The 24,233-nt window shown below is 64.1% G+C and carries 22 protein-coding genes and 2 pseudogenes; 14 read left to right on the top strand and 10 right to left on the bottom strand.

Features of this window, described 5'->3' with window-relative positions; all coding sequences use genetic code 11:
* The first annotated feature begins 147 nt into the window (after positions 1-147).
* From AC0V8S_RS16350 to AC0V8S_RS16340, 3 genes and pseudogenes are all read left to right on the top strand, one after another.
* Positions 148-309, top strand: coding sequence for a hypothetical protein (locus AC0V8S_RS16350; protein WP_475438363.1), 162 nt, complete (start codon positions 148-150; stop codon positions 307-309).
* Positions 261-1,427: pseudogene (locus AC0V8S_RS16345) on the top strand (cytochrome-c peroxidase); the annotation flags it as partial. The gene AC0V8S_RS16350 and the pseudogene AC0V8S_RS16345, both read left to right, overlap by 49 nt.
* Positions 1,428-1,598: 171 nt before the next feature.
* A complete protein-coding gene (locus AC0V8S_RS16340; protein ID WP_475438362.1) occupies positions 1,599-4,034 on the top strand; it encodes a putative bifunctional diguanylate cyclase/phosphodiesterase in 2,436 nt (811 codons plus the stop codon).
* 4 nt (positions 4,035-4,038) lie between these two features.
* Here AC0V8S_RS16340 and add read toward each other — a convergent pair whose 3' ends face one another.
* The 3 genes from add to AC0V8S_RS16325 form a co-directional block, all read right to left on the bottom strand.
* On the bottom strand, positions 4,039-5,031 hold the full coding sequence (gene add / locus AC0V8S_RS16335) for an adenosine deaminase (RefSeq protein ID WP_475438361.1): 993 nt from the start codon (positions 5,029-5,031) through the stop codon (positions 4,039-4,041).
* Positions 5,032-5,157: 126 nt separating this feature from the next.
* Positions 5,158-5,583: a hypothetical protein gene (locus AC0V8S_RS16330; RefSeq protein WP_475438360.1), complete on the bottom strand. Its 426-nt coding sequence runs from the start codon at positions 5,581-5,583 to the stop codon at positions 5,158-5,160.
* Positions 5,584-5,606: 23 nt separating this feature from the next.
* Positions 5,607-6,311, bottom strand: a complete 705-nt coding sequence (locus tag AC0V8S_RS16325) for an SDR family oxidoreductase (RefSeq protein WP_475438359.1) — start codon at positions 6,309-6,311, stop codon at positions 5,607-5,609.
* A 121-nt stretch (positions 6,312-6,432) separates the two neighbouring features.
* Between AC0V8S_RS16325 and gcvA the strand changes: the two genes are divergently transcribed.
* Positions 6,433-7,332, top strand: a complete 900-nt coding sequence (gene gcvA / locus AC0V8S_RS16320; RefSeq protein ID WP_475438358.1) for a transcriptional regulator GcvA — start codon at positions 6,433-6,435, stop codon at positions 7,330-7,332.
* Here gcvA and AC0V8S_RS16315 read toward each other — a convergent pair.
* Entirely contained in the window at positions 7,329-7,790 is a 462-nt protein-coding gene (locus tag AC0V8S_RS16315) for an Lrp/AsnC ligand binding domain-containing protein (RefSeq protein ID WP_475438357.1), read from the bottom strand. The two genes, gcvA and AC0V8S_RS16315, sit on opposite strands and share 4 nt — an antisense overlap.
* A 51-nt stretch (positions 7,791-7,841) precedes the next feature.
* Here AC0V8S_RS16315 and AC0V8S_RS16310 point away from each other — a divergent pair, with 51 nt between their 5' ends.
* The 3 genes from AC0V8S_RS16310 to AC0V8S_RS16300 are packed head-to-tail and all read left to right on the top strand — an operon-like array spanning position 7,842 to position 10,800.
* Positions 7,842-8,915: an ornithine cyclodeaminase family protein gene (locus AC0V8S_RS16310; protein ID WP_475438356.1), complete on the top strand. Its 1,074-nt coding sequence runs from the start codon at positions 7,842-7,844 to the stop codon at positions 8,913-8,915.
* 35 nt (positions 8,916-8,950) lie between these two features.
* Positions 8,951-10,120: an NAD(P)/FAD-dependent oxidoreductase gene (locus AC0V8S_RS16305; protein ID WP_475438355.1), complete on the top strand. Its 1,170-nt coding sequence runs from the start codon at positions 8,951-8,953 to the stop codon at positions 10,118-10,120.
* Positions 10,117-10,800 (top strand): YoaK family protein, encoded by a 684-nt coding sequence (locus AC0V8S_RS16300; protein WP_475438354.1) that lies wholly within the window; start codon positions 10,117-10,119, stop codon positions 10,798-10,800. The genes AC0V8S_RS16305 and AC0V8S_RS16300 overlap by 4 nt, the downstream gene beginning before the upstream one ends.
* 537 nt (positions 10,801-11,337) lie before the next feature.
* Here the strand turns inward: AC0V8S_RS16300 and AC0V8S_RS16295 are convergent.
* Complete coding sequence (locus AC0V8S_RS16295) at positions 11,338-11,802, bottom strand: MarR family winged helix-turn-helix transcriptional regulator (RefSeq protein ID WP_475438353.1); 465 nt, start codon at positions 11,800-11,802, stop codon at positions 11,338-11,340.
* A 117-nt stretch (positions 11,803-11,919) separates the two neighbouring features.
* Here AC0V8S_RS16295 and AC0V8S_RS16290 point away from each other — a divergent pair, with 117 nt between their 5' ends.
* Both AC0V8S_RS16290 and AC0V8S_RS16285 read left to right on the top strand, forming a co-directional pair.
* Positions 11,920-12,735: a p-hydroxycinnamoyl CoA hydratase/lyase gene (locus AC0V8S_RS16290; RefSeq protein WP_475438352.1), complete on the top strand. Its 816-nt coding sequence runs from the start codon at positions 11,920-11,922 to the stop codon at positions 12,733-12,735.
* Positions 12,736-12,767: 32 nt separating this feature from the next.
* Complete coding sequence (locus tag AC0V8S_RS16285) at positions 12,768-14,288, top strand: AMP-binding protein (protein WP_475438351.1); 1,521 nt, start codon at positions 12,768-12,770, stop codon at positions 14,286-14,288.
* A 14-nt stretch (positions 14,289-14,302) separates the two neighbouring features.
* Here the strand turns inward: AC0V8S_RS16285 and AC0V8S_RS16280 are convergent, their stop codons facing one another.
* From AC0V8S_RS16280 to AC0V8S_RS16265, 4 genes are all read right to left on the bottom strand, one after another.
* Entirely contained in the window at positions 14,303-15,019 is a 717-nt protein-coding gene (locus tag AC0V8S_RS16280) for a 3-keto-5-aminohexanoate cleavage protein (protein ID WP_475438350.1), read from the bottom strand.
* Between the two features lie 80 nt (positions 15,020-15,099).
* On the bottom strand, positions 15,100-16,140 hold the full coding sequence (locus AC0V8S_RS16275) for an amidohydrolase family protein (protein WP_475438349.1): 1,041 nt from the start codon (positions 16,138-16,140) through the stop codon (positions 15,100-15,102).
* Positions 16,141-16,154: 14 nt separating this feature from the next.
* The gene (locus tag AC0V8S_RS16270; protein ID WP_475438348.1) at positions 16,155-16,712 is read right to left on the bottom strand and encodes a hypothetical protein; all 558 of its coding nucleotides are present in this window, start codon (positions 16,710-16,712) and stop codon (positions 16,155-16,157) included.
* A gap of 293 nt (positions 16,713-17,005) precedes the next feature.
* Complete coding sequence (locus tag AC0V8S_RS16265; protein WP_475438347.1) at positions 17,006-17,791, bottom strand: uracil-DNA glycosylase family protein; 786 nt, start codon at positions 17,789-17,791, stop codon at positions 17,006-17,008.
* Between the two features lie 321 nt (positions 17,792-18,112).
* Here AC0V8S_RS16265 and AC0V8S_RS16260 point away from each other — a divergent pair, with 321 nt between their 5' ends.
* Positions 18,113-18,307, top strand: a complete 195-nt coding sequence (locus tag AC0V8S_RS16260; protein ID WP_475438346.1) for a hypothetical protein — start codon at positions 18,113-18,115, stop codon at positions 18,305-18,307.
* Here the strand turns inward: AC0V8S_RS16260 and AC0V8S_RS16255 are convergent.
* Positions 18,308-20,427, bottom strand: a pseudogene (locus AC0V8S_RS16255) (EAL domain-containing protein).
* 634 nt (positions 20,428-21,061) lie between these two features.
* Here AC0V8S_RS16255 and AC0V8S_RS16250 point away from each other — a divergent pair.
* The 4 genes from AC0V8S_RS16250 (at position 21,062) to AC0V8S_RS16235 (ending at position 24,229) form a co-directional block, all read left to right on the top strand.
* A complete protein-coding gene (locus AC0V8S_RS16250; RefSeq protein ID WP_475438345.1) occupies positions 21,062-21,922 on the top strand; it encodes a hypothetical protein in 861 nt (286 codons plus the stop codon).
* Positions 21,923-21,970: 48 nt separating this feature from the next.
* On the top strand, positions 21,971-22,162 hold the full coding sequence (locus AC0V8S_RS16245; RefSeq protein ID WP_475438344.1) for a hypothetical protein: 192 nt from the start codon (positions 21,971-21,973) through the stop codon (positions 22,160-22,162).
* A 273-nt stretch (positions 22,163-22,435) separates the two neighbouring features.
* Positions 22,436-22,885 carry an ester cyclase gene (locus tag AC0V8S_RS16240; RefSeq protein ID WP_475438343.1) on the top strand — a complete coding sequence of 150 codons (450 nt, stop codon included), beginning with the start codon at positions 22,436-22,438 and terminating at the stop codon, positions 22,883-22,885.
* Between the two features lie 273 nt (positions 22,886-23,158).
* Positions 23,159-24,229 (top strand): phosphatase PAP2 family protein, encoded by a 1,071-nt coding sequence (locus tag AC0V8S_RS16235; RefSeq protein ID WP_475438342.1) that lies wholly within the window; start codon positions 23,159-23,161, stop codon positions 24,227-24,229.
* Positions 24,230-24,233: the final 4 nt, after the last annotated feature.

The following is a 24,233-nucleotide window of genomic DNA, read 5'->3' as shown; positions in this document are numbered from 1 at the left end:
GCAACGGGCCATGTCCGAAAACGGTAAGTCGATGCCTTGTAACCTTTGTGACATTTGGCGTTCCGGCGAACACGCTTTCGTGAGGGGCCGAACCAGTCATCAATCCGTTGCAGTGGGCACCTAATGCCAAAAAAACGGACTGAATTCATGACGACAGGACGAGGCAGACGCCTGATGGTCGCGGCCGCCGCCGCATCGTTGTTCGCTTTCGCCATCACTTTGCCGGCGACCTTCGTCCGCGCCGGAACCGGCACCGTCCACCCGGCCCCCTGTCGCGCGCCGATGCCTTCGCCCGAGCGCAGACGCTGACCGCCCTCGGCCGAAAAATGTTCTTCGACCCGGCGCTTTCGGCTTCCGGCAAGCAGGCCTGCTCGTCCTGCCATGATCCGCATCACGCCTTCGGTCCGGCCTCGGCAGCACCGGTCGAAATGGGTGGCCCGAACCTCGACCGGCCGGGCGTGCGCGCCGTGGCGTCGCTGCGCTATCTCCAGGCGGCGCCCGCCTTCACCGAGCATTTCTACGATTCCGAGGACGAGGGCGACGAGAGCGTCGACAATGGCCCGACCGGCGGCCTGACCTGGGACGGCCGCGCCGACCACGGCAAGGACCAGGCGAAAATCCCCCTGCTCTCGCCCTTCGAGATGGCCAACAAGGATGAAGCCGCCGTCACCGCCGCCTTGCGCAAGGCCGCCTATGCCGGCGAATTCAAAGCGGCCTTCGGCGACGACGTGTTCGACCATCCGGGCGATGCCTTCGACGCCGCCGCCGAGGCGCTGGGCACGTTCGAGCAGAGCGCTGCCGATTTCTACCCCTATTCCAGCCGCTACGACGCTTTCCTCGCCGGCAAGGCTGAGCTGACGGCGCAGGAACTGCGCGGCCGGGTGCTGTTCGAGGACGAGGCCAAGGGCAACTGCGCCAGCTGCCATCTCAGCGAACCCGCCAATGACGGCGAGCCGCCGCAATTCACCGATTTCGGCCTGATCGCCATCGCCGTGCCGCGCAATGCCGCCATCCCGACCAATGCCGATCCCGCCTATGTCGATCTTGGCCTCTGCGGCCCGCTGCGCACCGACTTCAAGGGCCGGACCGAGATCTGCGGCCTGTTCAAGACGCCGACGCTGCGCAATGTCGCGCTGCGCAAAAGCTTCTTCCACAACGGCACCTTCCACACGCTGCGCGACGCGGTCGCCTTCTACGCCAGCCGCGACACCGATCCCGGCCACTGGTACCCCAAGAATGCCGATGGCACGGTCAGGCAATATGACGACCTGCCAAAGGCTTACTGGGGAAACTTGAATCAGGATCCGCCCTTCAACGGCAAAAAACCCGGCGACAGACCGGCGCTTAGTGATGCCGAGATCGACGACATCGTCGCCTTTCTGGGCACGCTTACCGACGCCGACCAGCAGGCGGTGCCAGCGAACTGAGCCCTCGCGCCTTGCTCAGTCCCGGCCTGCCCGCCCGCGAAAAGAAGGGGGGTCTCGATCTTACCGGATCTGATGCTCGCCAGCACGCGGGAGTCGTCAAGAAAAGACCTATTCCATTAGCGCTTCCTAAACCGCCTTACGGTATCCCTTGCCACTCGAGGGTGGACGCAAATGAACGCATTCAGGCGAGCGGCCGGATTTGTTGTGATCCTGTTGACCGGCGCGGCGACGCTGGCGGCCTTGCATATCGATGCCCAGCGAAACTTCGCGCTGGCCAAGGAACGCTATCTCGAGAATTCCCAGGCAGCTTCCAGAGCGACCGCCAAGACCGTCGAAGACGCCTTGCGGGCCGTCTATGAAAATGTCCGGACCTTGACCTATCTGCCCAGCGTCCAAAACCTCGACCGGCATGGCACCAATCTGGGCGACGAAGGCCGCGCGACAATCCAGCAGATCTACGACAACCTCGCCAACAACGTCTCCATTTCCGAGGTTTACTTCCTGCCGCTGGATTTCAACCCGGACCGCTTCGATGCGGTGACCGGCAAGCTCGAGGAGCCGATCCTCCAATTCGACCAGCTGATCGTGAACGCCAAGGCGAGATCCCAGGCCGCCGCGGACGCGAAGGCCGGAAAGTTGGACCAGAATGCCCTGATCCGGCCCCCCGAGGAGGTTGAAACCTATGAATACCATGAGCTGGTCAAGCAGCTCGCCTGGCTGAAGACGAACTATCCGAATTCGAGCGCCATTGACGGGTTGAACGTGCCGATCATCGGCACGAAAGAGCTCATCACTTGCGACAACACCGATTTCATCCACACCGGCAATGACGCCGATCGCTCAGGCTTCATCCTTTCGGTTCCCGTCTTCGGCGGGGATGGCAGCCTGCGCGGCTCCGTCTCGGCGATCATGCTCACCTCGGCGCTGCGCAAACTGTTGCCGAGCAGCGACTATGTCATCGTCAATTCAGGCTACGGTTTCGAATCCGACCAGCACAAGATGTCGACGGCGCTGGCGGCGGACTCCCGTGCCTTCACGGCGGCCGACCCCAATCTGATCTATTCCGAAGTCATCCCGCTCTCGCTCAACGATCCCAGGAGCGCATGGCGTCTCTGGGCCGGTTTTCCCAACAGCCGGTTCGACAGCAATCTGGACGTCCAGTCCGTGCGTCAATTCGAACTGGCCGGTTATGCGGCGGTCGCGGTGGTCACGCTGCTGGCGCTGGCCTGCTGGTATGCGATCGGGCGGACGATGACGATGCAGGTCGAGGCTGCCGAGACCCTGGAGCGGCGGGTCGAGGAGCGCACCGCCGAGATCCAGCACCTGGCCACGCATGACATTCTCACCGGCCTGCCCAACCGGGGCCTCTTGGCCGAAACGATGGACGAGGCATTGAGAAGCCTCAGGGACTGCGAGAAGCTGGCCGTCCATTGCGTCGATCTCGATCGTTTCAAACCGGTCAACGACACGCTCGGCCATCCGATCGGCGACGAGCTACTCGGGGCGGTGGCGAAGCGGTTGAAACACCATGCCGGCGAAACCGCCATGGTGGCGAGAATTGGCGGGGACGAGTTCGTCATCCTTCAGCTTCTGCTCGACGGCAACGACGAGGCCGGCGTGCTGGCAAGCCGCGTCATTCATGCCCTGTCCGACGAATTCTCCATCCAGGGTCACAAGATCAACATCGGCGGCAGCATCGGCATCGCCGTCTTCCCCGACGACGGGCAAAATTCGGAAACCCTTATCCGCAACGCCGACCTTGCTCTGTACAAGGCCAAGATGGAAGGCCGCGGAACCTGCAGGTCGTTCGAGCCAGGAATGGACGCGAGACTGCAGGAGCGGCGCCAACTCGAATCCGAACTGGCGCTCGGCGTGAAAAAAGAACAGTTCGTCCTGCATTATCAACCGCTGCACGACGCAAAGACCTCGCAGCTCACCGGCTTCGAAGCGCTGGTGCGATGGAACCATCCGCGCCTCGGCCTGCTGCCGCCGGCGGAATTCATCCAATTGGCCGAGGAGACGGGCGTCATCGACCCGCTTGGTGAGTGGATCATGCGGCGTGCCTGCGCCGACGCCGTGAAATGGCCCCTGCCCGTCAAGGTCGCGGTCAATCTCTCGCCGGCCCAGTTCAAACAGCAGGGGCTGCCGCTCCAGGTTGCAGCGGCGCTTGCGGCTTCAGGCCTGTTGCCGTCACGGCTCGAGCTGGAGATCACCGAGTCGGTGCTGCTGGCGAACAACGAAAACACGCTAAACACGCTGCACAGCCTGCGCGACCTCGGTATCTCCATAGCCATGGACGATTTCGGCACCGGCTATTCTTCGCTGAGCTATCTCAGGTCGTTCCCGTTCAACCGCATCAAGATCGACCGCAGCTTCGTCAGCCTGATGTGCGAGAGCAGCGAAAGCCGGGCAATCGTCAAGGCCGTCGCCGAACTCGGCACCACGCTCGGCATGACGACGACCGCCGAAGGCGTCGAGACCGAGGACCAGTACAGGCTGGTCAAGGAGAATGGCTGCACGGATGTCCAGGGTTGGTATTTTGGCCGTCCAATGCCGGTCTCCGAGCTTCATGCGCTTTTCGAACAGCCGGAAGCCCTGACCGCGTAATCTGTCAGCTCCGCCAGGCCGCCAGATCGGTCAGGATCCGCGCCTTCAGCGCCGGGTCGGCGTAGCTCGCCTGCACCGATGTCGCGGCGAGTTGGCGGATGGTTTCGCCGTCCCAGGCGAAAGTTTCGGCGCAAGCGGCGTAGGATGCCTCAAGCGTGGTGTCGAGCAGCGACGGGTCGTCGGTGTTGATCGAAACCGGGACACCGGCCTTGCGCAAGGCATCGAGCGGATGTTGGGCAAGCGAGGGATAGACGCCGAGCGCCAGATTGGAGACTGGGCAGATGCCGAGCGGAATCTGCCTTTGCGCCAGCAAGTCGACGAGATCCGGATCCTCGATCGTCCGCACGCCGTGGTCGATGCGGTCGGCGCCCAGCAGTTCGATGGCGTCGCGGACACCTTCCGGGCCGCTCGACTCGCCGGCATGAACGGTGCGCCGCAAACCCGCCGCGCCGGCCCGGCGAAACGCCTCGGCGAAGCGCGGGCCGGTGCGGCCGGCAGCCGCTTCGTTTCCGTCGATCGACAGGGCGACGACACGCCTGTGCCTGATGTCGCTCAGCAACTCCACCAGCTCGATTGATTCCGCCGCCGACTGGGTGCGAAGCAGGCTGACGCAAAGCCCGACCGGCGGGTGCCCATCCTGTTCGGCGGCCGCAAAACCCGCATCGAACGCGTCGATCATGCCCGGAATGTTCTTGTGCCAATGCGGCCAGTGCGTCGGGTTGACGATGACGTCGGCGTAGCGCACGCCGCTGCGGCCCATGCGCTGCGCAAACTTGTAGGCGGTCGTGGCGAGCTGCTCGCGCGTGCGAAAAGTTCCGCACAGCCAGTCGAGCATTTCGAGGAAGCTCTTGAGGTCATGGGCTTCGAACAGCCTGTCCCGCGGCGCGCGCAGCGGAATGCCGGCTTCCTCGCAATTCCGGATCACATCGTCGGCCTCGAAGCAGCCCTCGATATGGATGTGCACTTCGGCTTTCGGCAGTCCGATGAAGTCGGTCACTGACGCCTCCCCTCTTGGCCGGCGCCATCAAATCATGAAACGGCCGCGGCCGGTTTCAAGAAATGATTGAAAGAACTGCGCGCGGGCCGCGAGAACAATCGCCTCAGAGATGCTGCCAGATCACCTTCAGCGGCGAACCCATGGCTTGCTCAATCGTCCGCAAGTGCTCGCTGGCCAGCGATGCCACGCCGGATTGACCACGGTCAGCGCGCAGACCCCGAACGCCGCCGGCCAGACATACAGCAAATCATTCAGCGACGAGGCCTTGTGGCAGCACGGCGTGGTGACCGAAAGGTCTTCGAAGCGTGACGCCGCGGCCCGGTCCATCGCTTCGCCCCACCAATCCTCCAGATCGCTGCCGCAGAATGGGCAATGGACACTTTCCGTGTTTGCTCCGGCGTCGAAGAACGTCACGCCTTCCTCGTATTCGACGGCGACATGCTCGGCCAGCGGGAACAAACCGCTGGCAATCTTCATGGCTGCCGCGGCAGCCGGCGCATCGGGGTGCCAGTGCGGATTATAAGGCACAAGACGCAGAAAATTGTCGGACATTGCCGCTCCTCCCGGTCGACGCCTCACAATGCCCTGATAACACCCCCATCCACGCGGATGTTCTGGCCGGTGATGTAGCCTGCGCCCTCCGAAGCCAGGAAAGCAATCGTCGCGGCGATCTCCTCCATCGTGCCATAGCGCTGCATCGGCACGTTGTCGCGGCGCTCTTCGGTGGCCGGCAGGCTGTCGATCCAGCCTGGCAGCACATTGTTCATGCGCACATTGTCGGCGGCGTAAGTGTTGGCGAAGATCTTGGTGTAGGCGGCCAATCCGGCGCGGAACACGGCTGAGGTCGGGAACATCACGTTCGGCTCGGCCACCCAGGCCGTCGAGATGTTGATGATGGCGCCGCCCTTCTGCTTGACCATTTGCGGCGCGACAATGCGCACCGGCCGGATGATGTTCATCAGATAGACGTCCATGCCAGTGTGCCACTGCTCGTCCGTGATCTCCAGGATCGGCGCGCGCGGGCCGTGGCCGCCGCTGTTGACCAGCACGTCGATGCGGCCAAAACTCTCCAGCGTCAGGTCGACGAGGCGCTGCAGATCGTCATTCGACTGGTTGGAGCCGGTGACGCCGAGCCCGCCCAACTCCTTGGCCAGCGCCTCGCCCTTGCCGGAGGACGACAGGATGGCGAGCTTGAACCCGTCCGCCGCCAGGCGCTTGGCCGCCGCCGCCCCCATGCCGCTGCCACCGGCCACGACGACAGCCACTTTTTCTACACTCATTGGATTTTCCTTTTCGCGGACACCGCAAGCGGTGATTTCGGGTTATGAGCGCTGATATAGCTGGTTTTTCCACTCGGTTCGAACCAGAATGCCTGAAATCAACCAGTAGAAAAACTCCTGCATGCCCGAAGCCTTCCTGAGCCTGCCGCCGCTGAATGCGCTGCGCGCCTTCGAGGCTTCGGCGCGCCATCTCAACTTCCGCATCGCCGCCGAGGAGCTGAATGTCACGCAAGGCGCGGTGGCCCAGCACATTCGCGGCCTGGAGACCCATCTCGGCACGAAGCTGTTCGAGCGGCTGCCGCGCGGCCTGGCGCTGACCGACGAGGGCCGCGCCTATGTGCCCAACATCCGCCGCGCCTTCGACCTGATCTCGGAGGCGACGCTGCTGCTGCGTCCCGAGCCGGCGCGGCTGACGATCAGCGTGACGCCGAGCTTCGCCACCAAATGGCTGATCCCAAGGCTGCAGGATTTCATGGCCGACAATCCGCTGGTCGACCTGCGCGTGCTGGCCAGCGAAAGCCTGTCGAGTTTCCAGGCCGACGGCGTCGACATTGCGGTACGGCAGGGCCGCCCGCCCTTCGGCGCCGGCCTGATCGTCGACCTGTTGTTTCCCCAGCAGATCGTCGCCATCTGCAGCCCGGCCCTGCTGCCGGCCGGCACGATCGAAATCCCGGCGGCCGAAATCCAGCATCACGTCCTGCTGCATGACGCGCACAATCTGTGGCCGGAATTCATGGAAAAGGCAGTCGGTCTGAAGATGACCGCTGAACTCAAACGCATGCGCTTCAACCAGACCAGCCTCGCCATCGACGCCGCCATCGCCGGCCAGGGCATTGCGCTGGCCAGCCGCTTCCTGGTCGCCGCCGATCTCGCCGCCGGCCGCCTGGTCCAGCCGGTCAGCGGCGAAATGCGCGGCACCCAGGATTTCTATGTCGTCATGCCCAGAAAACAGCGCCATCCCGAGCCGACGCAAGCCGTGCGGCAATGGCTGCTGGATGCGGGAGATGGACCGCCGGTCTAGATCGGCAGCAACGCGTCCGGCTTCACATTGGCGATCGAGGCGTAGGTATGCGTCTCCCGGACGCCGGGCAGCGGCAGGATCACCCGCTGCAGGAAATCCTGGAACATCGCCATCTCGGCGATGCGCGCCTTGACCAGATAATCGAAGCCGCCAACCACCATGTGGCATTCGATGATCTCGGGCGCCCGCAGCACCGCCTCGGCGAAGCGGTCGAAGACATGCGGCGCCGTATGATCGAGCCGCACCTCGATGAAGACCAGTTGTGCCTGCCCGATCCGGACCGGGTCGAGAACGGCCCGCACCGCCCGGATGAAGCCTTCGGCGAACAGCCGCTTGATGCGTTGCGCCGCCCCGGTCGGCGACAGGCCGACGCGGCGGGCGAGATCGAGCGTCGTGCGGCGGCCATCCTCTTGCAGCAAGCGCAACAGCGAGCGGTCGATGCGGTCAAGATCGTCCATTCTGAATTCACACTTTTTGGCCACAGATAGCGTGATTATCACGCAAAAATCGTGAAAACAGCATATTTCATCACGCTGTCGAGTGGCAATACCGTTGACGGGCAACGCAACCCGATCAAGGCGCAATCCATGACATCGACCATACCGACCTCCCGCAATGCCCTTGCCAAGGGCGACACACCAGTGCTGATCCTGAGCGAAGCCGAGGTGAAAACGTGCATCGACCTGCGCCAACTCCTCGACGCGCTGGCCGACGGCTTCAAGGCGCTGTCCGGCGGCAAGGTGATCAATCCGGCGCGGCCACAGCTCGACATTCCGCAGGCCGGCTATTCGCTGGCGATGCCGGCCTGGATGGCGGGCAGGCATCTGACCGTGAAGATCGTCAACGTGTTCGAAGGCAACATCGCCCGGGCCATCCCCAGCCACCTCGCCACCATCCATCTGTTCGACCCGGAAACGGGCATGCCGGTCTGCGTCATGGACGGCACCTATATCACCGCCGTGCGCACCTCCGGCTCGGCCGTGCTCTCGGTGCGCGAACTCGCCCGCCGCGACGCCAGGGTCGCGACCGTGGTCGGCGCCGGCGTGCAGGCCGGCCAGCACTTGCACCTTCTGCCGCTGGTCCGCGACTTCACCGAAATCCGCGTCGTCTCGAAAGAATTCGCGGATGCGCAGGCACTTGCCGCGCAGCATCCCGGCGTCGTCGCCGTCAGTGATCTCGAGGCCGCGGTGCGCTCGTCGGATGTCGTGTGCCTGGCAACGCATTCCTACCAGCCGGTGATTTCGGCCGAATGGGTGCGGCTCGGCACGCATGTCTCGTCGGTCGGCGTCGCGCCGCCCGGCGGCGAATTGCCGGTACAGCTTGTCCGCCGCGCCAGCCTGTTCGTCGAGACCAGGGACGCCTTCGCGCCTACTCCGGTCGGCTCTTGCGAACTCGATGGCTTCGATCCGCAAACCGGAACCGAGCTTGGCGAAATGCTGCTTGGGCTGCGGCCGGGAAGGACCGGCGCCGGCCAGGTCACCGTCTACAAGGCCATGGGTGTTGCCATGGAAGACCTGGTGGCGGCGGACCTTGCTTATCGCGAGGCAGTTCAGCGAGGATTGGGACGGGTTGTGGCCTTGTAGAGGATGCGCAAGCGACCGAGGCAAGGTCGCGCCGTTTGACTGGATACGAAATCATTTTTACGACTGCTGGATGCAGTCGAATCCTCCCCGAAAAAATCGTCGTCATCGGTGGTGGCATTGCCGGCCTGTCACTGGCTGCCGCCGTCCGGGACTGGGCCGAAGTCATCGTCCTCGAGCGCGAGCCACATCTCGGCTATCACGCCAGCGGCCGCTCTGCCGCGTTGTTCACCGAGACCTACGGCAACCGGCCGGTGCGCGCGCTGACGCTGGCCAGCCGGCAGGCGATCGTCGAGGGCGGCTTCGTCGCCCATCGGCGCGGCGCGCTGCATGTCGGCTGGAAAGGCGACGGAGCCGCGATCGACAAGCTGGCCGATGAATTGCAGGCGCTGGTGCCCAGCGTGCGCCGCCTGTCGGCGGCCGAGCTGCACGCGCTGGTTCCCGCCATTGCCGCTGAAGCCACTTGCGGAGGCGTCTATGAGCCGGACGCGGTGGATGTCGATACAGGCCAGATGCTGGCTGCCTGCGCCTCGGCGCTGAAGGCCGGCGGCGGCTCGATCCGCACCGGCGAGGAAGTGCGCACCATCTCGCAAGACGGCGGCGGCCTGCGGGTGGGAACGAGCGCCGGTGTCTACCCGGCCGACATCGTCGTCAACGCCGCCGGCGCCTGGGTCGATGTCGTCGCTGGCCTGGCCGGGCTTTCCGGTCTCGGCTTCCAGCCCAAACGCCGCACCGCCTTCCTGTTCGACCCGCCTGCCGGCACCGACATTGCCAGCTGGCCGCTGGTGGTCGACCTGCACGAACAATTCTACTTCAAGCCCGACGCCGGCAGGCTGATCGGCTCGCTCGCCGACGAGACCGATACCGAGCCTTGCGACGCCTATCCGGAAGACATCGATATCGCCATCGCCGTCGACCGCATCGAGCAGGCGACCTCGATGCGCATCGGCCGTCCGTCGACGCCATGGGCGGGCCTGCGCACCTTCGCGCCTGATCGCACGCCGGTCGCCGGCTTCGACCCCCGGCTACCCGGCTTCTTCTGGCTCGGCGGCCAGGGCGGCTACGGATTTCAGGTATCGCTGACCTTGGCCAGGCTGAGCGCGGCGCTGATGCGCGGCGAGGCCCTGCCGGAAGATGTGACGGCGCTCGGCGTCACCGCCGCAGCGCTGGCGCCCGACCGTTTCCTGGTTCCGGCGACGACGCCATGAAACCCACATTGCCGCTGCTGCTCAGCCTCAATGGCGGCTATGTCGACACGGCCGGCTTCCTGGCGCTGCAAGGGCTGTTCACCGCGCATGTGACGGGGAATTTCGTCACGCTCGGCGCCTCGCTGGTGCTCGGCATTTCGGGCGTGCTGGCAAAGCTCCTGGCGCTGCCGGTGTTCTGCATCGTCGTCATCCTGACCCGGCTGGCCGGCGAGCATCTGCGCCGGCGCGGACATCAGGCGCTCGGGGTTCTGCTGGCGACCAAGCTGGCGCTGCTCGTCATCGGCGCCGCCCTGGCGATCCGCTTTGGCCCTTTCGCCAGCGGCGACAGCGCGGCCGCGATCGTCACCGGCATGGTGCTGGTCGCCGCGATGGCGATCCAGAACGCGGTGCACCGGGTCCATCTGGCGGCAGCCCCGCCCTCGACGCTGATGACCGGCACCACCACCCAGATCATGATCGACCTCGCCGACCTCATCGGCGGCACGGCCCCGGAGGCCCGCCCGGCGCTCATCGCCCGCCTGCGGCGCATGGCGGCGGCGGTCGCCGTCTTCGCCGCCGGCTGCGCGGCCGCCGCGCTTGGCTATGCCTTCGCCAATGTCTGGTGCTTCGTCGTCCCGCCGGTGATCGCGCTGATTGCGCTGCTGCTGCGGCTTGCGGGACCGGAGGCGGAAACCAGGTAGCAGTCGATCAGCTCTGGCTCGCCGGAATCCTCGTGCAAGCTAGCCCTAGTGCCGCGAGGGCCTGGGTAACAACGGGACCGGAAAAACCGATCGCCCTTTGCAATGCTTCCTTAACGCGTTATAGAAGTTATCTGGCATGCTGATGAAGGCGAGATGACCGTGACGCGAAGGACATGCTTACTGTGCCTTATCCTATTCACGATCTGCTTTAGTTCCATCGTATTTCTCGCGATCAGCGGTCTTGGACAATCGAGCTATGCAGCAACCCTTTCGCCAGTTTTCAATATCTTCGTCGTAGCCTGCATACTTCTTTTCCCCGTCAGCATTGTTAGCCTGATGCTCAGTTTGGCATTTCCACTTTTTGCCAATGATTCTGTTTATCGGTCTCAACTCAGAGGAAATCCGATATTGATCCTTATTTGGCGCGATTTGCTGGTGAAGTACGAGCTATTGGATTGAAATTTCTCGTGGATTGGGATTGAGTGACGGGGCACGAGCTACTGGCGCCCGCCAACGACCTTAGCCGCTGCCGAGCCCTCAACCTTCATCCGTCCAGATCAGGCGCAGCAGGCGCAGCAGCGTCGCCCGCTCCTTCTTCGTCAGCCTCTGCAGAAACCTGTCCTCGTGCCGGCGAACCTGTCGCCGCCAGCCCGGCATGGCCTGTCTGGCTGCTTGCGTCAGGGTCAGCATCCGCACGCGCTTGTCCTCGGCATGGTCGTCGCGTTCGACCAGCCCACGCTCTTCCAGTTCGGCCAGCAGCGGCGCCATGTTGGCGCTCTTCATGCCGAGAAGACGGCACAGTTCCGCCGCGCGTATGCCCGGCCGCTCATCGATCAGCGCCAGCATGCCATAGGTGACGGGGCGCAGGCCCGCATCGGTCAGTTCGACCGCGAAATCATTGAGCGCGACAGCCGAGGCGCGCTTGAGATTGTAGCCGATCTGCGCATCGAGCGCGTCTTCGGACATCATTTCTGGCCCGGTGTGAATCTGGGTTTCGTCCATGCCGCAACCGATCGCCGCGATACCGGCTCTTGTCAAGCGAAAAAGACTATGCGACATAGCAATCAAGATAGCTATGCTCCATAGCAATTTTCAAAGTGGAACGGGAGGACACCGACCATGACCGATGAGACCGTTGCCTTCGATGTCGAGAACGGCATCGCCTGGGTGCGCTTCAACCGGCCGGACAAGCGCAATTGCATGAACCCGGCGCTCAACCGGCGCATGATGGAGGTTCTCGACGAGCTCGAGTTCCGTGGCGATGTCGGCGTGCTCGTGCTGTCGGGCGAAGGCAGCGCCTGGTCGGCCGGCATGGACCTCAAGGAGTATTTCCGCGAGACCGAAGCCAAGGGTCTCGGCGCCGTCCGCAAGGCGCAAGCGGAAGCCTATGGCTGGTGGCGGCGCCTGCGCTGGTACGGCAAGCCGACCATCGCCATGGTCAATGGCTGGTGCTTTGGCGGCGGCTATGGCCCGCTCTTCGCCTGCGATCTTGCCTTTGCCGCCGACGAGGCGCAGTTCGCTTTGTCCGAGATCAACTGGGGCATCCTGCCCGGCGGCGGCGCCACCAAGGTGGTGGTCGACCTCCTGTCTATGCGCGATGCCATGTACCACGCGCTGACCGGCGAACTCATCGACGGCAGGAAGGCCGCCGCCTGGAAGCTGGTCAATGAAAGCCTGCCGCTGGCGCACTTGAAGGCGCGGGTCACAGAGGTTGCCAACATCCTCTTGAAGAAGAACCCGATTGCGTTGAAGGCAACCAAGGACGCCATCCGACGCGTCGCCGAAATGACCTACGACAATGCCGAAGACTATCTTGTGAGGGCGCAGGAGGCGGCGAACTCCCACGACAATGAGGGCCGCAAGGAAGGCATCCGCCAGTTCATCGACGAAAAGAGCTACAAGCCGGGTCTAGGCGCCTACGACAAGGCCAGATGACGCGATAAGCCACCGACGCAATCTGGGAGGAGATGCGCATGCCCGCCTGGACAACGCCCGATCCCGTGGCCCTGCACGCCAGGACGCAGCCGGACCGTGTTGCTTGCGTCGACCTGGCCTCCGGCCGGCGCTGGACCTATGCCGCGCTTGACGAGGCCATCCAGCGCACCGTCGGCGTCCTCGAAACCGGCTACGGCGTCGAACAGGGGCAACGGATCGCCACGCTTGCCCGCAACAGCGCCGACCTTCTGATTCTGCAACAGGCAGCGATGCGGCTTGGTGCCATCTTCGTGCCGCTCAACTGGCGGCTCGCCCGTGTGGAGCAGCAGGTGATCCTGGCCGATTGCGATCCACTGCTGCTTTTGCATGACGCCGTCCCGCAGACGGCGTTGCCCAAGGGTTGCAAGCCTGTCGAAGTCGCTGCCTTCGCGAGAACGGTGGAGGCACAGACGCCGGCGCCGCGCCGTCCCCTGCCCGCCGACGATGCGCCCTCGATCATCCTCTATACGTCGGGCACGTCGGGCCGGCCAAAGGGCGTCATCGTCACCGAGCGCAACGCCTTCGCCACGGCAGTCAATTTCGGCGTGCTGGGCCGGGTCGGCAACGCAAGCATCTTCCTCTGCGACGCGCCGATGTTTCATGTCATCGGCCTCGTCACCAGCCTGCGCCCGCCACTGCTGCAGGGTGGCACGGTGCTGATCTCGCCCGGCTTCGACGCCGCTACCACCAACCGTCGCCTCGCCGATCCGGCGCTTGGCGTCACCCATTATTTCTGCGTGCCGCAGATGGCCAGGATGCTGCGCGACCATCCGGATTGCGCGCCTTCGCGCTGGACCACCCTGACCGCGATCTTCACCGGCGGCGCGCCGAACCCGGCCGCCGAAATCAGCTGGTGGCTGGCGCAGGGCGTGCGCATGGCCGACGGCTTCGGCATGACCGAAGCCGGAACCGTGCTTTGCATGCCGCTCGACGCAGACCGAATCGCAGCCAAGGCAGGCTCGTCCGGCCTGCCGGCGCCGACGATCGGCCTGCGCATTGTCGACGACGATGGCCGCGACGTCGCCGCCGGCGAAGCAGGCGAGATATGGCTGTCCGGTCCCTCGATCACATCAGGCTACTGGAACCGGCCTGAAGAGACGGCCCGCGCCTTCACCGCCGATGGCTGGTTGCGCACCGGCGATATCGCGCGGCGCGATGAGGAAGGTTTTGTCACCCTCGTTGACCGCCGCAAGGACATGTTCATCTCCGGTGGCGAGAACGTCTATCCCGTTGAAATCGAAACCGTGCTGCTCGACCACCCCGGCGTCGCCGAAGCCGCCGTGATCGGCATCGCCGACGCGCGCTGGGGAGAAGTCGGGCGCGCTTTCGTCGTGGTCAAACCCGGATGCGTCGTCGATCCGGCCGATCTGGCAAGCCATTGCGGCGCCCGCATCGCCCGCTACAAGGTGCCGAAAGAGTTCCTGCTCGCCGACGCGCTGCCGCGCACCGCATCCGGCAAAATCCAGAAGCACATCCTTCGCACATGGACAGCACCCGCCGGCGGGCAGGACTGAGCCATTCAGTCGGCCTACGCGGAGCGGAAAATCGCGACCGCCGCCGCAACGATTTCCGCATTGTCCTTGGCCACCGTTCCATCGGCCAGCGTCTTGCCGTCTTCCAGTCCGACCCGCGTCGACCAGCGTTTTTGGTGCGCCAGCTGAACCAATGGCCAGACCGTGGCGTCGACGCCGTGCAACAGGATCGGCCGCTGCACTTCGGCGCGTTCGAGCACGGCGGCGATGCCGTGCGCCTCGTCAAGCGCTGCAGACAAATCCTGGATGTCGATCTCGATGAGGATGCGCAGCACTTGGCTGTGATCGGCAAGGCTAACGAACCGCTCGGCGTCGGCTATCGTGGCGAGCCCGGCCTCGATGCCGACGCCGCGCTGGCGCAACAGCTCCATCACGGCGGGTGCATCGGGCTCCGACAGATTGACCGAGGCATAGTCGGGCAGCTCGCGCCAGCCGGCGATCGCCGCGCGGGTCCGCGCAACATCATCCTCGATCCAGGCGCCGGTCGACACGCCGACCAGCGTACCCGGACAGGCCCGGCGCACCACCAGCACCGTCGCGTCGACGGCGGCCAGGCTTTCGCGCCCGTCGGCGCCGCGCGGATGGATATGCAGTTCAGCCGCGCCAGCGGCGACGCAAGCCGCGGCATCGCTGGCCATGGCCTGCGCATCGAGCGGCAGCTTCGGGTGGAAATCACGCGGACGCGCGCCATTGATGCAGGCCTGGACGATCATCGGGTGCCACCCTCAAAATCCAACCCTACCCTCACCATGTCGCGCGGCAAAGAGCCGGACCTCGAGACTGCTGACAGGGATCAGCCGTGCAGGCCCTGCTTGATCGCCGCCGGAATGTTCATCTGCGCCTGCAGCGAGGGATAATAGTCGGGATCGCCGGCGACCGTCAGCGGATCGAGCTTCTGCGGTTTCAGCGTCGCCGGCGCAATCGCCGCGAGCGGCTTCGCAGCAGCCGACAGGCGGACCAGCGACGGCATGTGCGCCTCGTCGCTGAAGCGCGGCCGAAGATTAAGGTCGTGCGGCTCGTCCTGGTCGAGAACGAGCGTCCACTGCGCCTGGCGGGGCATGGCCTGCGCCCGCAAGGTCGGCGACATGCGTTCGAACGCGATGGCGCGCTCGGCGGCCCCAGCCAGATTGCCCATGGCCTCCGCAAGCAGTGCTTGCGCTTTCGCCAGCCCGAGCCCGGCAACCGCCTCGTCCGCCGAAGCGTCGTCGAGATTGATCAGGCGTCTTTCGCCGGCGAAGGAAATCTCCTCGGCGGTGGCTGAAAACCCCGCCGCCAGTCCCGATGTGGCGTAGCGCGGGACACCGTCGATGACGACAAGGTCGATCTTGGTCTCGTCAGCCGCGAAGAGGCTGGCATAAGGGTCGCCGCCATTGCCCCGCACCAGCATCAGGTCGGCATATTTCCCGGCCTCGATCGAGCCGAGATAGCGATCCCAGCGCAACAGACCCGCCGCGTTGATCGTCGCCATGGCGACGATGTCGCGCTGGCTGAAGAGCCCGCCATTGGCCTGGCTGTATTGCCAGACCACTTTCATCTCGTGCAGCAGGTTCTTGCTGCCGGTCGGCGACCAGTCAGAGCCGATGCCGATACGCAGCCCCGCGGCCTTTGCCGCCGCGATGTCGGCGGTCTGGCCGTAGAGCATCAGGTTGGACAGCGGCGACCACACCATGCCGGCGCCGGCCTGTGCCAGCCGGTCGAAATCCTCGCGTTTGAGGGCGTTACAGTGAATGCCGGTCAGGGACGGCGCTATCGCCCATTCGTCCGGCCCGATCTTGAGATCGAGGAAATGCTTGCGGGCGCTGGCGTCGATTCCCTCGCTGAGATGCAGCAGCATGCATTTGTGCGTCTTCAGATAGTTGAGGAAAATGTCCTTCTTGTCGGCCGCGAAATCGGGGATCTGCGCCTGCGCATCGGCAGGTTGGCGTCAAGGCTCTCCTCGACATTGCGTACCAGGCCGCGATATTTGCGCTTGATGCCGGCGGCGCTGAACAGGGTCAGCCCTTGCGAGGTGGTCGTGCCGCCGGCCAGGCACTTTGCCTCGGTGAACCGCGCGATCGCCGGCGCGATGCCCGGCGCCTTGCCCAGCACCTTCATCGGCTCTGTGACCAGCGCCTGGTATTCGGGCTTGCCTTGCCATGCACCCCGGTTCTTGTAGAGCTTCGGCACCGCCCACAGTTTCAGTATGTCGTAGGCGAGATGATTGTGAAGCTCGATCAGGCCAGGAAAGAACGTGCCGCCGGTCACGACCGGCGACAGATGTTCGAAGCCCGGTGGCGGCGCGACCGAGGCGTCCGTCACGCCGATGATGCGGTTGGCCTCGATCCAGATGATAGCGTCGGCAAGCACGGTGAATGCCGCGTCCATCTGCACGACACGTCCGCGATAGGCACGTTTGCTGGCTTGCATGGAACCCCCCTGTTCTTCAAACCCGGATGAAGGCGCAATACCGGGCTAACGCCGGCAGATCGCGCCACGGCGCAATTCGTCAGGAAAGGTCAAAACCCCACAAAAACATATGGTTAGACCTGTTCGGCGATTCAATTTCTCAATCGGTCTAAGGTGTGTTGAGATTCAGGTCAGGCCGAGCCGAAAATGGTGGTTTTCGAGAACCGGAGCGGAGCGGACATTCGGGTCCGTGAGCACCGGAAGCGCAGAAAGCCATCGTTTGCAGGCCGGCATCACCTGAATCTCAACATACCTTAATTCGACTTCGGCGCCTTCCAGATCAGCGTATGCCGGTCGTCGGGCTGAGGCCGGCTGACGCTGGCGAACTGCGGCGGCGCCATCGCCCGCAGCCAGCGGTCGTCGCCCATGAAGGCGGGAACCCCGAACGGCAGGTCACGTCGCGGGATCACCGCATAGTCGGCCTCGACCAGTTGCGCGCCATAGTTCGCCCCGGTGGCATTGCCGCCGGCGTCGGCGGTGACGATGCCGCGCAGCGTGACGACCGCCGCCCGCCAGTCGTTCGCAAGAACTTGCGGATCGTGGCTGCTGGGATGGGGAAGCTTGAACACCTGGGTTCCAGCCTTGCCAGGCCATTTGGCGACAGCGCGCTGGGCCTGCGCGCCGAAAGCGATGACCGCCTGCACTTGCGGCCCCTTCGCCATGTCGAACAGCGCGTTGCGCCACGCAAGGTGCGCCGGCTCGTCAAGGACATCGTCACCGCCGGCGCTCTGGCTGGGGATCAGCGCATAGGCGAAGGCATTGAGGCAGAGATAGGACCGGACCAGTCCGAGCTTGGCGAGAAAGCCCTGGACCCGCTGGCCGGCATCGCCGACCAATGTCCTCAGCGCCACCCTCTCGGTCGCCCCGGGATCGGATGCGATGCACAGCACCCGCGCCGACCCGTCCAGCCTGCCCCGATAGAAGACCGGCCCCCAATCATACCAGAAGAAGTTCTTGAAGGGGGCGTAGTCGGGCACGCTGGCGAAGTGCTGGGCAAAAGCCGCGGGCGGACCGGGATCGAATTCGACGGCATTGCTCATGTGCCACCTGCAGTGGTTTGAACGCAGCAAGAATTCTTCGATTACTGTACTGACAGTAATTCTATATCCACGTCACATTCAAGTAGCCCTGGAAATTTTCCTTCCAATAATATTCGACCTGCGGCTCCCGGCCGAAAATCGCAAGGACGCGTCATTCGGGCACGGTTGGACAAGCAGGGATCTTGCCTTGTCGACAGATTGACCTGCCATGCCTTCGTTCGGCGGCTTCGACGGCATTTGAATAAAACCTGCCTGTGGATATTTACCCCGCGTTCCGCCAGGCCCGCCAAGATACATTAGGGCGGGATCATGGAGGGACCCTTGACCAGCGATTTTTCAGCCGCCCGTATCCATCTTGAACGCGCCTATCACTACCTGCGCGGCAGTGACGAGACGAGCCGCGCGGCATGCGAGGCCCTCGACCTGCTGATCGAAATGGTGGCGGAGGCACAATACAGGCGGCCCGAGGCCGGGGTGCTGGACTTTCCGCAAGCGACGGCGCGGCACCCGGTCTGATTATGATGCTCTGCGGGCCGGTGCCGCGCTTGCCGACCCGGTTGCGCGCGCCACGATCTGCTCCAGCGGTTCGGGCCGGTGCAGCAGAAAACCCTGGCCCAAATCGACGCCCATATCGCTGAGCATGGCCAGCGTGTCCTGGCGTTCGATCTTCTCGCCCACCACGTCGCAACCGAGGCTGCGGGCGATGCTGGTGATGGCCAACACAATTTCGCGGTCGAAGCGGCTCTCGGCGATGTGCTCGATGAAGGAACCATCGATCTTGATGGCATCGACCGGAAAGCGCCTGAGATATTCGAACGAGCTCATGCCGGCGCCGAAATCGTCGAGGCTGACCCGGCAACGCCGCTCGCGCGCCTTGCGTACGAATGTCTCGGCGGCGTCGAAATTGGTGACGGCAGCGGTTTCGGTGATTTCGAAGCCGATACAGGAATGCGGCGCCCCGGTTTGCTCGATGATGCTGTCGACGAACTCCCACAGTCCCGGATCGCTCAGCGTCTGCGCCGACAGGTTGAAGCCGAGCGTGATCGCGCCGGACTTCATCGCCGCGCCATGCCGCGACAGCGCGGTGCGGATGATCCAGCGATCGAGCCGGGCGGCAATGCCGAAGCGCTCCGCCGCCGGGATGAATTCGCTGGGCGGGATCAGCGTGCCGCTGCGCCCGGCAAGCCGCGCCAGCACCTCGACATGGCGGCTTTCCTGCCAGGGGCGACCCAGCCGGTGGATCTCCTGGCCGAACAGCTTCAGCCGGCCGTCCTCCATGGCGTCGACGGTGTCGGCGGCGAGCCGCGCCGCGTTGAGGCCGCCGGAATTGGCCTCGGCCGAAAACATCGCGAAGCGGTCGCGTCCGGCGGCCTTGGCCGCGTAGCAGGCGTCATCGGCGCAGGCCAGCGCGTCGGCCACCGTGGTGGCCCGGTCGTTGACGATGGCGATGCCGATGCTTGCCGCGAGCCGGCGCGCGGTCGCGGCAAGGCCGAGATCGGCGCCGCGCACGGCCGCCAGTATGGCGCCGGCCAGCCGCTCGGCCTGCGCGGCGTCGCAATGCGGCACCAAAAGGGCAAACTCGTCGCCGCCGAGCCGCGCCGCATGCGCCGATGGCGGCAGGCAGCGGCCGATGCCGGCCGCCACGCTCTTCAGCGCCAGATCGCCGGCGGCATGGCCGGCGAAGTCGTTGAGCGCCTTGAAGTAGTCGAGATCGACATAGAACACCGCCAGCGGCACGCCCGTGGCGATATGGTCGGCAAGCAGCCTGTCGAAGGCCGTGCGGTTCCACAGACCGGTCAACGCGTCGTGACGGGCGGCGAAGGCAAGCTCCTGTTCGCGCAGCTTGTCCTCGGTGATGTCGCGCACCGTGCCGAGGATCTGGCCGGCAGCCCCCGCGGCGGCGACGTAGCGCACCAGCGATTCGATGTGGCGGATTTCGCCGTCGCGCTTGATGATGCGGTATTGCGAGGCGGTAACGCCGTTCGAGCCGGGTGCCGGCTGGTGGGCGCGCTCGGTGGCTTCCTTGTCCTCGGGGTGCAGAAAACTGTGCCACAGATCGGCCGGCACCTCGTCGGTATCGGCGACGAGGCCGAACATCTCCCTGGTGCGGGCGTCCCAATAGCTCTTGTGGGTGGCGATGTCGTAGTGCCAGATGCCGGTGCCGCTGGCGGCGAGCGCCAGGCGGAAGCGCATCGTGACCTGTTCGAGCGCGGCTTCGGCCGCCTTCTGCTTCGAAATGTCGGTCTGCACGCCCATCAGCCTGAGCGGCTGCCCGTCCGCGCCGCGCTCGACAATGCCGCCGCGGTCAAGCACCCACACCCAGTGGCCCTGCTTGTGCTTCAGCCGCAGTTCGGTTTCGATGGCATCGGTCAGCCCGGCAATGTGGCGGTCGCCGCTGGCCAGCGCCCGCTCGCGGTCGTCGGGATGGGTGAGCTGCAGCCAAAGGTCGCTGGTGTTGGCGAGTTCATCTTCCTCATAGCCCAGCATTCGCGCCCAGGTCGCCGAATAGAAGCAGTCGCCGGTGCGAAGATCCCAGTCCCAGACGCCAAGATGGGCGCGCTCCAAGGCCTTGCCCAGAACGCTCCATTGCGACTTTTCTTGCCCGACGTGCCATCGTCTGTTTTCGCCTGCTCCACCCGCGGGCAATCTGCGGCAAAACCAGAGAAGAAACCGTTACCGATCGCGTGACAGACGGCTGACGCGGCTAAAGATCATCCCGAGCGGAAAACGGCCGGTAGCCGGTCCCTGCGCAGCGACACATGCTGCTCGTCATGCCTCTCCCGAAAGCAGGCGCTCGATTGCCGGAACTCGCCCCACCGATCGTCAGCAATCGCAAATCAAGATTCTGCGTGTCAAGTTTTCGTAAAAGCAATCTTGATACCCTGAGACAATCCGCAGACCCATAATATTTGCCTTCGAAGCGGAACGCTCTGCGGTTACGCACATCAAAATCATCCTGCCCCGGCAGCCACTTGATGGGTTCGTTTGGGTGTTAGAAAAGAGCGGTACGGCCACGTGCCTAAGTAAAGTTTTCTTTAGTTGAAAAAAGTAGCTGTCAGGTCTATTTTCACCGGGCCAGCAGAGCAACTCAAAGTGCGAAACAAAACTGCTGGCGGGGAAATCACCAAGCACACCTTGGACAGAGGCGAGCATGACCCAGCTTGGCGCGGTTGGCCGGGCTGGTGCGAGATGTGTTTGCTTGCGAACAGCAATCCATCTCGAAGTTACCTCGGATCATTTGAACGAAACTAACCTGGGAGAGGCATTGCCATGTTGACAAGACATGTCGCGCTGGTTTCGGACGATTCCAGCATCACGAATTCGGAATTGGTTGCGGTCGCGGGCGCCCTGCAGAAGCAGGTGACGCGGGATTTTGGTCCGATATGGGGAATTCAGGCCGACGTCTCGGCATTTGAGAAGCTTGAAGACATGCCGCTCGACTACTGGCCGATCATCATCAAGGACGATATCGGCGATCCCAATGCGGCCGGCTACCATGAGGACCAACATGGGCAGCCTTTTTCGCTGGTCCAGTTTTCAGAGGGCTGGCACCTGACGGCAAGCCATGAACTCCTCGAAATGCTGGGCGATCCCTTTGGCCGGCGACTGGTGGCCGGGCAGTCTCCGGTCGCCACCCAAGGCCGCGTCAAGTTCCTGGTCGAGGTCTGCGATCCCTGCGAGGCGGAGCAGTTCGCCTACACAGTGAACGGCATCACGGTGTCCGACTTCTACACGCCGCACTATCTCGACCCGGTGGCCTCTGCCGGTGTCCGCTACAGCTATACCGGTGCGATAAAGGAGCCGAGGCAGGTGCTGAAGGGCGGCTATCTCAGCTGGTACGATCCGTCGTCGCGACAATGGTGGCAACGCACCTGGTTCGGGGGTACAAAGGCCGCTGATGGAGCGCTGCAGAACTTGAAGGTCGGCAACGGCAATCTGCGGCAGGCGATCGACCGGCTGACGCAAACCAAGCAGGCAGAGGCGCAACGTCGAGGCGCCAAGCCGCCGGGCAAGGCGGCTATGGCGGCGCGCAAGCCCGACATGGCCTTTGCCAACCACGCCGCGGACCTTCGCGCGACGATCGCGGTGGTGACGAAAACGGCCGCCGCGGTGACGAAAAGGCCCAAGTGATCCGCCTCGGTTGCTCGGGTCCCGGCCATTGCAAAGGAGTTGCCCGAGATGGCGAAGAAACCAGGAACAACCGACCAGCCCCCCAGCGCCGGCAATACGCCGGCGCAGATCCAGCGCGCCGAGGAGCTCCGCCGCGAGATCGCCGAAATCGCCAAAGGCGGAAAGTCTGCCGGCAAGCCGACCCCGCGCGAAATGACCGACGCGGCCGCGCGCGCCAAGGCCGGCAAGACCGAAGACTAGCAGGTCAGCGAAGATCGCTGCCCATCGCCTAGAGCAGTTCACCGTTTCACGGAAACGGCGAACCGCTCTCCGCGTCGGTCAGATAGACCTGAATCATGGCAAAAACAATCCAACCAGTCTGTTTATTGCCTCTTGAGCCGTAGGGTTGGCACCCTCCCCGTCTTTCGATTGGCCGGCAAGAACCGGAGTTTTGCGCATCCCCGATCGTCCTAGGGATGGCTCAGGTCATCGGCGACACCGATGCCCCCCGCCAAACACAAAAGGATGCTCCCAATGACCAAACAGGAAGACAACAAGGCCGTCGTCGTCAGATGGTTCACCGACTTCTGGGGTGAAACCTGCGATCTGTCCGTCGTCGACGACATCGCCGCGCCCGACATGCTGCTCAAATATTCACTGCATGAGCCGCGCCGGGGCCGCGACGACATCAAGTCCTTCATGACCGACTTCCGCGCCGCCTTCCCGGATCTCAACTTCTGGGCCACGGCCGATCTTATTGCCGAGGGCGATTATGTCGTCGGCCAGTGGGAGGGCGGCGGCACGCATACCGGCCCGGCCTTCGGCGATTTCCTCGCCGGTTCGCTTCCCGCCGCCACCGGCCGCGCCATGCGCTTCACCGGCACCACCGTGCTGAAGGTGATCGACGGCCGCATCGTCGAGGAGATCGGTCTCGACGACGGCGTCGCGGCGCTGACCCAGCTCGGCCTGATCAAGGCCGCCTGATTTTGCAGGGCCATCGCCGCTCAGGCGATGGCCCCCTTCGACCGCGGCCGAAGCCCGGCAACCTATCGGGGCAGTTGGAAGCGCGACTCCGCCGTCATCAATACTCATGCACTTGACGACGACATCGTCGTCAACGGATCCTTGATGAAAAGGGAAGAATTATTCACATCTAATATTTGGAGATTTTATCAATTTAAAAGTGAAACTGAATCGTAATACTTAATCCTCAAAGTACTCTCAGTAAGGCTTTGGGCGGCTAGCGGGTTTTCCTCGATGAGTGCGCATACCGGGCAGCGGGACGGCGAAAGCCGCTCGCTTGCCGTTTTTGACCTGGACATCGCGGCGACCAGGAGCGGCTGGCTGCTGACTGCCCTGTGCCTGGCTTATGCCCTGGCCGCGCTTTGCCTGCAGCCGAGCCGCTATCTGCACCTGGCGCAATCCTACGCCCAGCCCTTCATCTTCTTCCTGCCCACGCTCCTTGTCGCCGGCCTCGGCCTGTTGGCGCTGACATTTGCCAGGCATAGCCCGACACGGTTCATGCTTGATATGCTCAGGCAGCGCTGGCTGGGCGCCGCACCGGTGATCCTTCTGTTCTTTCTCGGCATCACCGCCTTCACCACCTTCAAGATCGCCATCCCGGAGATCGTTCCGTTCTATGCCGACCGCATGCTGGCGGAGCTTGATCTTGGGCTGCATGGCGCCGATCCCTGGATATGGGCGCACAGCGTCATTCCCGAACCCATCTCGGCCGTCATTTTCATCGGCTACGGATATGCCTGGCACGTGCAATGGTTCGGCACTTTGCTGTTCGTCGCCTTCTGGAACAACCCGGCAGGGCGTTTGCGTTACCTCTGGACGTTGGCGCTGACCACGATCCTGTGCGGCACCGTCCTGGCCATGGCGCTGTCATCCGCCGGCCCGATATTTCATGACCAGTTCTACGGCGGCGATCGGTTTGCCGCATTGCAGGACGCGCTAGCGCAGAACGACTACGCCGCGCCGGTCCACACCTATGCCAGCTATCTGCTCACAGCCTACGCAAGCGGCCGCCCCGAACTGGGCGGCGGTATCTCCGCCATGCCAAGCATGCATGTCGCCTTCGCTACGCTCAACGCGTTCTTCCTGAGCGGTTTCGGCCGCCGCTGGGCTGTCGCCGGCTGGTCCTTTGCAGCACTCATCCTGTTCGGCTCGGTCTACACCGGCTGGCACTATGCCGTTGACGGCTACCTTTCGATCCTTGTCGTGTCCGTGCTCTGGTACCTGACGGGCCGTTTCGTTCTGCCGCAGGCGAGCCGCGACACCACCGTGATAGGACTGCCGCTGCCCGAACCGGCGTCGCAATGACCGG

The sequence above is a fragment of the Mesorhizobium oxytropidicola genome (genome assembly GCF_056174625.1).
This window is presented reverse-complemented; position numbering and strand designations above follow the sequence as displayed.